Here is a 277-nt window from a genome sequence, read left to right on the forward strand (position 1 = left end):
AGCTTCATCTAAAACGATAGTATTGACATCCTCTAAGTCAACGGTCTTGCGCTTAAGGTGATCTAAAAGCCGACCAGGTGTACCTACCAAAATAGCAGGAACATTATGCTTAATTGAACGGATTTGCCGCCGAATATCAGCCCCACCATAAACTACTTGAACACGGGCATGTTCATCGCGGCCTAAACGGTAGAGTTCTTCTTGGGTTTGAATGGCTAATTCACGTGTTGGTTCAATAACCAATGCTTGAATCGTCTTATGTTGTTTTTCTAAATTT

Annotated in this window: 1 protein-coding gene; it reads right to left on the reverse strand. The window is 41.5% G+C overall.

From position 1 onward, the window contains the following. Nucleotides 1-277: DEAD/DEAH box helicase (locus tag ACX9YW_RS22960; protein WP_460351034.1), on the reverse strand; the 277-nt coding region annotated here is incomplete at both ends.

This window comes from Pseudoneobacillus rhizolycopersici, from assembly GCF_054786815.1.